General features: G+C 67.7%; 7 protein-coding genes and 1 pseudogene. 4 read left to right on the top strand and 4 right to left on the bottom strand.

All coding sequences use genetic code 11. The features are described from left to right. Positions 1–158 precede the first annotated feature (158 nt). The 3 genes from AC1DQP_RS13040 to AC1DQP_RS13030 all read right to left on the bottom strand — a co-directional run bounded on the left by AC1DQP_RS13040 (position 159) and on the right by AC1DQP_RS13030 (position 3,399). The gene (locus tag AC1DQP_RS13040) at positions 159–767 is read right to left on the bottom strand and encodes a thioredoxin family protein (protein ID WP_457318310.1); all 609 of its coding nucleotides are present in this window, start codon (positions 765–767) and stop codon (positions 159–161) included. Positions 768–775: 8 nt separating this feature from the next. Further along, positions 776–2,278, bottom strand: coding sequence for a peptide MFS transporter (locus AC1DQP_RS13035; protein ID WP_256777583.1), 1,503 nt, complete (start codon positions 2,276–2,278; stop codon positions 776–778). Between the two features lie 242 nt (positions 2,279–2,520). Next, positions 2,521–3,399 carry a tryptophan 2,3-dioxygenase gene (locus tag AC1DQP_RS13030; RefSeq protein ID WP_256777584.1) on the bottom strand — a complete coding sequence of 293 codons (879 nt, stop codon included), beginning with the start codon at positions 3,397–3,399 and terminating at the stop codon, positions 2,521–2,523. Between the two features lie 113 nt (positions 3,400–3,512). Here AC1DQP_RS13030 and AC1DQP_RS13025 point away from each other — a divergent pair. Further along, a pseudogene (locus AC1DQP_RS13025) lies at positions 3,513–3,695 on the top strand (2-oxo acid dehydrogenase subunit E2); the annotation flags it as partial. A gap of 580 nt (positions 3,696–4,275) precedes the next feature. Here the strand turns inward: AC1DQP_RS13025 and AC1DQP_RS13020 are convergent. Then, on the bottom strand, positions 4,276–4,908 hold the full coding sequence (locus tag AC1DQP_RS13020) for an NAD(P)H-binding protein (RefSeq protein ID WP_457318312.1): 633 nt from the start codon (positions 4,906–4,908) through the stop codon (positions 4,276–4,278). 148 nt (positions 4,909–5,056) lie between these two features. Between AC1DQP_RS13020 and AC1DQP_RS13015 the strand changes: the two genes are divergently transcribed. The 3 genes from AC1DQP_RS13015 to AC1DQP_RS13005 form a co-directional block, all read left to right on the top strand. Beyond that, on the top strand, positions 5,057–6,619 hold the full coding sequence (locus AC1DQP_RS13015; RefSeq protein WP_478051748.1) for a GGDEF domain-containing protein: 1,563 nt from the start codon (positions 5,057–5,059) through the stop codon (positions 6,617–6,619). Between the two features lie 57 nt (positions 6,620–6,676). Next, positions 6,677–7,198, top strand: coding sequence for an RNA polymerase sigma factor (locus AC1DQP_RS13010; protein WP_457318314.1), 522 nt, complete (start codon positions 6,677–6,679; stop codon positions 7,196–7,198). A gap of 10 nt (positions 7,199–7,208) precedes the next feature. Beyond that, on the top strand, positions 7,209–7,864 hold a 656-nt coding region (locus AC1DQP_RS13005), incomplete at its 3' end, for a hypothetical protein (protein ID WP_478051747.1).

Genomic DNA, 7,864 nt, shown 5'->3' with positions numbered 1-7,864 from the left:
GGAGGCCGCCCCGCGGCCGGGGGCGTCGCCGGAAAGGGCATGGGGCCCAGCGCCCGACCCACCGACCGCCGCGCCTGGAAGGGGTCAAAGCACACGTCTGCTTGCCCCGCATAGGGTGAAAAACCAAAAAAAAGCCGCGGAATCCGCGGCTTTTTCGGTCATGGCGCCTTGGGTGGCGCCCAGTCCTTCATGAAGGCGAAGAACCGCGTGCGGTTGTAGCCCTTGGGCTGGCCCTTGTCGGCCTCCAGCTCGCCGGTGAACTGCGAATGCAGCAGCGTGCCGTCGGCATCGAGCACGAACAGGTGCGGATAGCCCTTGATTGCCGGGAACTGCGACAGGAACGCCGCGTTCTCGTTGTCTTCGCTGTAGTTCACCTTCATCCACACGAAGTTGGCGTCGCGGAAGCTGCGGATCTCCGCATCGCCTTCGATGAAGGCATCCATCAGGTGGCACCACGAGCACCACTCCCCGCCCACGTCCAGCACGATCCGCTTGCCACCCCGCTTGGCCTCGACCTTGGCCGTGGCCAGGTCGGCGACCGGATCGCGGCCCGGATCGAACTGCGCGTTGAGCGCGGCGATGGCCGCCACATCGGCCGCGGCCGGCGTGTTGCCCGAGGCCACCGGTGCGCTGGGATCCGCGACCGGCGGCTTCTGCTCGCGGGTATCCAGCGGCTGCGCAGGACCGGCCGTGGGCGCCGACGATGGCGCGCACGCGCACAGCAGGCCCGCCACGATCATCGACGCACACCCCATCTTCATGCGCATCACCGACCTCACTTGACGCCGTGCATCAGCTTGTTGATCAGCGGGGCGAGCAGGAACAGCAGCGCGCCGGAGATCATCAACGCCCAGAAACCGAAGGTGTAGCCCTTCAGCGCCGACGCCACGGTCATGCCGCCTTCGCCACTGACCACGCCGGCGAAAATGCCCGACAGGTTGTTGCCGATGCCGGTGGACAGGAACCAGCCGCCCATGCCGAAGCCGACCAGGCGCACCGGGGCCAGCTTGGTCACCATCGACAGGCCGATCGGCGACAGGCACAGCTCACCGACCGACTGGATGACATAGACCATGAACAGCGTCCAGAACGGGATCTTGCCGTCCACCACCATGCTCGACAGCGCCAGCATCAGCAGCGCGAACGCCACGCCGTTGAACAGCAGGCCCAGGCCGAACTTGCGCGGAATCGACGGATTGGCGCGGCCCAGCTTGATCCAGATCCAGGCGATGATCGGGGCCAGGGTGATGATCGCCACCGAGTTGACCGACTGGAACCACGCGGTCGGGAAGGTCCAGCCGCCGAGGTTGCGGTTGACGATCTGGTCGGCCAGGAAGGTGAACGAGCTGCCGGCCTGTTCGAAGAACATCCAGAACATCACGTTGAAGACGAAAATGATCAGCATGGCGATCACGCGATCACGCTGCACCTTGCCCTCGCGGATGCCCTCGACCAGCAGCAGCACGCCCAGCGCGATGAACATCACGCCCAGGATCCAAGCCAGCGCGGTGGCGCCGGTGGACAGCAGGAAATAGGCGACCGGAATGGCGACGATCGAGCCGACCAGCACCATGATGATGCGGCCGAAGCCTTCGGCACCCACCGGCGGTGCGCCGATGCCCTTCAGGCCGGCACGACCGATGTAGAACCACACCAGGCTGATCAGCATGCCGATGCCCGAGGCGATGAAGACCATCTTGTAGGACGGCATCGCCTGGGTACCAAAGACCTGCTCGGCCAGGTACTGGGTCAGCACCGGGGCGATCATCGCGCCGATGTTGATGCCCATGTAGAAGATGGTGAAGCCCGAGTCGCGGCGCTCATCCTTCAGGCCGTACAGCTTGCCGACCATCGTGGAGATGTTGGGCTTGAACAGGCCGTTGCCGATGATGATCGTGGCCAGGCCCAGCTCGAACACTTCTTTGTTCGGCATGGCGACCATGAACAGGCCGGCGGCCATGATCACCGCACCGGTCAGGATGGAACGCTGGTACCCCAGCACCCGGTCGGCGACGTAGCCACCGAAGATGGCCGCGGCATAGACCAGCGCCAGGTAGGCGCCGTAAGTGCGGCTGGCGGCAGCCTGACCGGCCGAGTCGCCTTCGAAGAACTGCGACACGATGTACAGCACCAGCGCCCAACGGATGCCGTAGAACGCAAAGCGTTCCCAGAATTCGGTCATGAACAGCATCCACAACGGGCGCGGATGGCCCAACGTGGTCTTGAACTCCGGCAGCGCCGGATCGGGAACGGATGTCGCGGCGGTGTCTACGCTCATGCGGGATTCCTGGGTTCGGTGGAAGACATGCACGTCCGATGTGCGAAGCAGCGCGGGAGAATCCCAGAACAACGGCGTTCACGTCAAATACACGCCGATTCGTGCAACTGCCGGCACGGTCGCTGAACTTGCATCTGCAACCACCGGTCCGGCCCCGCCAGCGCAGCAACGGCGGGGGCTGCCGCACCCTACGGCGGATGCGGCCGGTAAATATGAATAGGCTTATTGGCAGGACTGTCGGATCAGGCGTCCGGCGGCATCGGATCGTCGTTGCGGATGGTCGTGCGCACCTGGAACAGCTCCGGGAAGAAGGTCAGTTCCAGCGCCTGGCGCAGGAACCCCACCCCGCTGGAGCCGCCGGTACCGCGCTTGAAGCCGATGATCCGCATCACCGTGCGCATGTGCCGGAAGCGCCACAGCTGGAAGGCGGTCTCCAGGTCAACCAGGTCCTCGCACAGCGAATACTCGCGCCAGAACCGGTCGGTGTTCTGGTAGATCCGCTCGAACACCGGGTGCAGGGCATCGTCGGCCACGTGCGGCTGCTGCCAGTCCCGGCCCTGGTAGGCAGCGGGGACGGGATGGCCGAAGCGCGCCAGGTAACGCAGGAATTCCTCGTACAGGCTCGGCGCGTCCAGCACCTCCTGCAACTGCGCCTGCCCGGCCGGGTCATGCGAGAACACCTGCAGCATCTGCGCGTTCTTGTTGCCCAGCAGGAACTCGATGTAGCGGTACTGCAGCGACTGGAAGCCCGAGGACGGGCCCAGCACGTCGCGGAAACCCATGTACTCCGACGGGGTCAGGGTCTCCAGTACCGACCACTGTTCGGTCAACTGGCGCAGCACCTGCTTGCTGCGCGCCAGCACCTTGCGGCATTGCCACACCTGGTCGCGCTGCAGGAACCCGATCGCCGCACGCAGCTCGTGCGCCAGCAGCTTCAGCCACAGCTCGGAGGTCTGGTGCTGGATGATGAACAGCATCTCGTCGTGGTGCGGCGGGTTGGACAGCGGCTGCTGGGCGCTCAACAGCTGGTCCAGCCGCAGGTAGCCGCCATAGGTCAGACGTCCCTCCAGATCGGTGTGGATACCGGCTTCGAGGTCGCGTTGGTTCTTCTCGACGGACATGGCGTGGGCCAAATGAGGGGGTCAAAGGGTAGCGCACAGCATGCGCTCCCGGGCGGGCGGCACCCTACGCCGGCGTCTGGTACAGCCGCGCGCCGGGTTTTCGCGCGCGTGGGCCGCCGGGCGAGGCGATCGGCGCTGCCGGCCGGGCCCGCGACCGGATGACCCCGGAGATGGGCAGCGTGGAAGCGCACAAGGTGATCCCGCTGTCGGTGACCCTCGACCACCGCGCCGCCATCGGCGGCGAAGCGGCGCGCTTTCTGCGCGCGGTGCTGGACGACCTGGTGTTGGCGAGCTGATGCGGTAACTGCGGTCCGTGAGTCGGAAGGCACCATGCAAGGATAAAGCCGCCGCCACGTGGCCGTTATCGTCGGCCAGCCGCGAGGCCCATCATGGTGGAGCCAAGCCATGCTCGGCTGCTCTTCGCGCCGGCGYATRGCTCCCGTGTAGGGCTTCTGCCGAGCATGGCTCGGCWCTACCGGAGCTTGYGCGYACCWTCAGGCCTGCCGCGACGCCMAYCCTGGTAGAGCCGAGCCATGCTCGGCTGCTCTTCGCGTCGGTGTGTGGYTTCCGTGTAGGGCTTCTGCCGAGCATGGCTCGGCAGTACCGGGGCTTATGCGCACCATCAGGCCTGCCGCGACGCCTACCTTGGTAGAGCCGAGCCATGCTCGGCTGCTCTTCGCGCAGGCTTACAGCTTCCGTGGTGGGCTTCTGCCGAGCATGGCTCGGCWCTACCGGGGCTTGCGCACCWTCAGRCCWGCCGCGACGCCAACCCTGGTAGAGCCGAGCCATGCTCGGCTGCTCTTCGCRTCGGCGTRTGGCTTCCGTGTAGGGCTTCTGCCGAGCATGGCTCGGCTCTACAGGGGCTTGCGCCTACCTTCAGGCCAGGTCCGACGAGCTTACGATGTGTACACCCGCACGCGGCACCAGCGCGGCCTCGACCATGGCCGCGGCGATGTTCTCGGCCGGGTTGATCCGCCACGCCTTCGGCAGGACCGGGCTGAGCGCACCCAACACCAGGCTGGCCAAGTGCTCTCCGGTACGCCGTTCGGCGCGGTCGCCGCCTATCAGTCCCGGCCGCACCAAGGTCAGCGAGGGGTAGCCGAGGCCGCGCAGATCCTGCTCCAGCCGGCCCTTGACCTGGTTGTAGAAGATCCGCGAATCCGCATCCGCGCCCATTGCCGAATTCAGCACGAAGGCATGCGCGCCATGCGCCTGCGCCAGGGTGGCCACCTGCAGCGGGTAGTCATGGTCGATGCGGGCAAACACCTCGCGGCTGCCGGCCTGCTTGATGGTGCTGCCGAGCGCGCAGATCACCGCATCCACCGCCCACCAGGACGCATCGACCGGCAACCGATCAAAGTCCACCACCGGGTTGTGCAACGCCGGATCGGCCAGCGCCAACGCGCGCCGGGTCGGGGCCACGACGGCGTCGCAGCGTGGATCATCGAGCAACTGCTGCAGCACCTGCCCACCGACCAGCCCGGTCGCGCCTACCAGCATCACCTTCATCGCACGCTCCTGCCGTCAGATTGCCTACCATCGTGGCATATCGGGTGTGGCGGCCCCGGCGTTCAAGCCGGCGTGCCCCGCGCCGATACTGTTCCCACCTCCCCTCGCCCCGGCGCACCCCGCCGGTCATCCGCCAAGGATCTGCCGCATGACCGACCCGCACGACGCTCCTCCCAGTCCCGGCACCGCCGTGGGCCGGTTGCTGTCGCGGCGACAGGCCGAGACCCGCGTGATCGACACCCTCGGCGGTGACGCACCCGGCCCCAAKGGCGGCAGCAGCGCGATGCTGCAGCGCCTGTTCGCCGGCATCGACAGCCCCGAGCCGCTGCTGGCCGCCTTCGCCAATGGCATGTCCACCCTGCCCGGCGAACTGGGCGACATGGGCCTGCGCCTGCAGTCGGCGCAGCGCAGCGCCGACTGGGTCAGCTACGGCCGCGCGATGCGCCAGCTGATCGACAAGTACATCCGCACCATCGAGCAGGAGACGCCCGACGGCCAGCCCGACAGCCTGCGCCTGCGCGAGCTGCTGCGGCACACGCTGGGCGTGACCGTGGCCAGCCTGCTGCAGAACATGCCCGAGCTGAAGGAGGAGCCGGCGCTGATTGCCGCCGACCTGCGCCACTGGCATCCCGGCCAGCCGCTGCAGCCGATCGAACTGCGCCTGCGCGAGCTGTCGCACCAGATCGGCGTACGCAGCGATGGCTGGCAGGAACAGCAGGAACTGCTGCTGAGCCTGTTCGACCTGCTGCTGGACAACATCGGCGAGCTGCTCGATGACAGCAGTTGGCTGCACGGCCAGATCCACGCCGTGCGCGAGCTGATCGGCGGCCCGCTGGACCGCGACTCGGTCGAACAGGCGCGCATCAACCTGCGCGAGGTGATCTACAAGCAGGGCCTGCTCAAGCAGGGCATCAGCGAATCCAAGGCGGCGATGAAGGGCCTGATGGGCGGCTTCATCGAGCGGCTGGACGGGATGGCGGTGAGTACCGGCGAGTACCACGACCGCATCAGCAGCTATGCGCTGGCCCTGAAGGAGGCGCGCAGCATCGCCGATCTCAACCAGCTGCTGCAGGATGTACTGCAGGACACCGGCCGCGTGCAGGAGCAGGCGCTGCAGGCGCGCGACCATCTGGGCAACGCACGCCGCGAGGTCGAGCAGGCCGAACAGCGCATTGCCGAGCTGGAGCAGGAACTGCGCGATGTGTCCGGGCTGATCCGCACCGATCCCCTCACCGGCGCACTCAATCGCCGTGGCTTCGAGGAGTTGATCGAACGCGAGCTGGCCCGGGCCGGTCGCCACGACCATCCATTGGCGTTGGCGCTGATCGACCTGGATGATTTCCACCAGACCAATGCCACCCACGGCCATGCCGGCGGCGATGCGGTGTTGCGCCACCTGGTCGCGGTCTGCCAGCTGCACCTGCGCAGCACCGACGCGCTGGCCCGCATCGGCGGCGACGAGTTCGTGCTGCTGCTGCCGGAAACCCCGGCCGCGGACAGCATGTCCACCCTGCTGCGGCTGCAACGCTCGCTGGCCCAGCGCCCGCTGCAGTTGGACCAGACCCGCGTACCGGTGCACTTCAGCGCCGGGGTGGCGCAATGGCAGGCCGACGAACCCGCCGACGCCCTACTAAGGCGCGCCGACGCGGCGCTTTACGCGGCCAAGCGGGTCGGCAAGAACCGCGTGCAGGCCGCCGACGCGCCCCGATGAGCCACGCGTCCCGCAACGCGCTGTGATAACCGGCGCGTCCGTGCGAATCATCCGGGTATGGACATGAACAACGCCGCCGCCCGCGACCCGCGCCTCCGTTTCGCCGCGTTGCTGGACCAGCACCGTGGCATCGTGCTGAAGATCGCACGCGGCTACTGCGCGCACCAGGAAGACCGGCTCGACCTGATCCAGGACATCAGCGTGCAGGCCTGGGACGCGTTCGACAGCTTCGACCCGGCCCGTGCCCGCTTCTCCACCTGGCTGTACCGGGTGGCGCTCAATGTGGCCATCTCGCAGCTGCGCCGGCAGCAACTGCGCCAGCGCCACCATGCGGTCCTGGACGAGGACACCCTGCCGGTGGACGACACCGCACCGGCCGAGCAACAGCACGCCGTGCAGCAGCTGGAAATCGCCATACGCACGCTTCCGCCGCTGGATCGGGCGCTGATGCTGCTGCACCTGGACGACCACGACCACCGCCAGATCGCCGACATCCTGGGCATCAGCAGCGCCAACGTCTCCACCCGCCTGCACCGCCTGCGCCAGCAGCTGCGCGCGCGCTTCAATCCCATCGCCTGAGGCCACCGCCATGCATACCGACCCACTCAAGCAGCTGTGGAACCAGCCCGGCAACGAGGCCGACGACAGCGAGGCGAGCGCCGCGCTGAACGCGTGGCGCCGCCACCGGCAGCATGCCGCGCAGCGCCAGCTGTCGGCGTTCAGTGCGGTGCAGGTGATGCAACTGCTGTTCTGGCTGGCGCTGTCGATCTATTGCGGCAGCGTCTGGTGGCAGCAGCCGCCGCTGGCGGTGATGGTCAGTGCGGTGGCGCTGCACGCCTACAGCGTGGCAGTGATCATCGCCAGCGCGGCGCGGCTGCACCTGCGCGGGCAGCTGCAGCCCGACCAGCCGGTGCTGCAGCAGTCCCGGCAGCTGGCGTTGCTGCGCATGCAGACCGCTATCGGCGAACTGCTGCTGGGATTGCCGTGGTGCTGGCTGTGGCTGGCGGTGCCGGTGCTGATCGCGTGGCAGGCGTGGGGCCTGGACCTGTCGGTGTTCGCCGCGCGCTGGCTGCTGGTGTCGCTGGTGGCAGGGACGGCGATGATGATCGCCCTGCTGGTACTGGCGCGCCGCTGGCTGCAGCGCGACCCGCAGTCGCCCCGCCTGCAGCGGGCGATCGATGCGCTGTCCGGCCGCCGCCTGGCCCGGGCACACGCCGAACTGGCCGCCGTGCGCGACTGGAACGC

The sequence above is a fragment of the Stenotrophomonas sp. P5_A8 genome (assembly GCF_056400545.1).
Note: the sequence above shows the minus strand (reverse complement) of the source record. Positions and strands in the feature narration are given on the sequence as shown.

What these genes read in the sequence shown, in the direction of transcription:
- AC1DQP_RS13040 (WP_457318310.1), bottom strand. Translation starts at nt 767, where the DNA reads ATGCGCATGAAGATGGGGTGTGCGTCGATGATCGTGGCGGGCCTGCTG.
- AC1DQP_RS13035 (WP_256777583.1), bottom strand. Translation starts at nt 2,278, where the DNA reads ATGAGCGTAGACACCGCCGCGACATCCGTTCCCGATCCGGCGCTGCCG.
- AC1DQP_RS13030 (WP_256777584.1), bottom strand. Translation starts at nt 3,399, where the DNA reads ATGTCCGTCGAGAAGAACCAACGCGACCTCGAAGCCGGTATCCACACC.
- AC1DQP_RS13020 (WP_457318312.1), bottom strand. Translation starts at nt 4,908, where the DNA reads ATGAAGGTGATGCTGGTAGGCGCGACCGGGCTGGTCGGTGGGCAGGTG.
- AC1DQP_RS13010 (WP_457318314.1), top strand. Translation starts at nt 6,677, where the DNA reads ATGGACATGAACAACGCCGCCGCCCGCGACCCGCGCCTCCGTTTCGCC.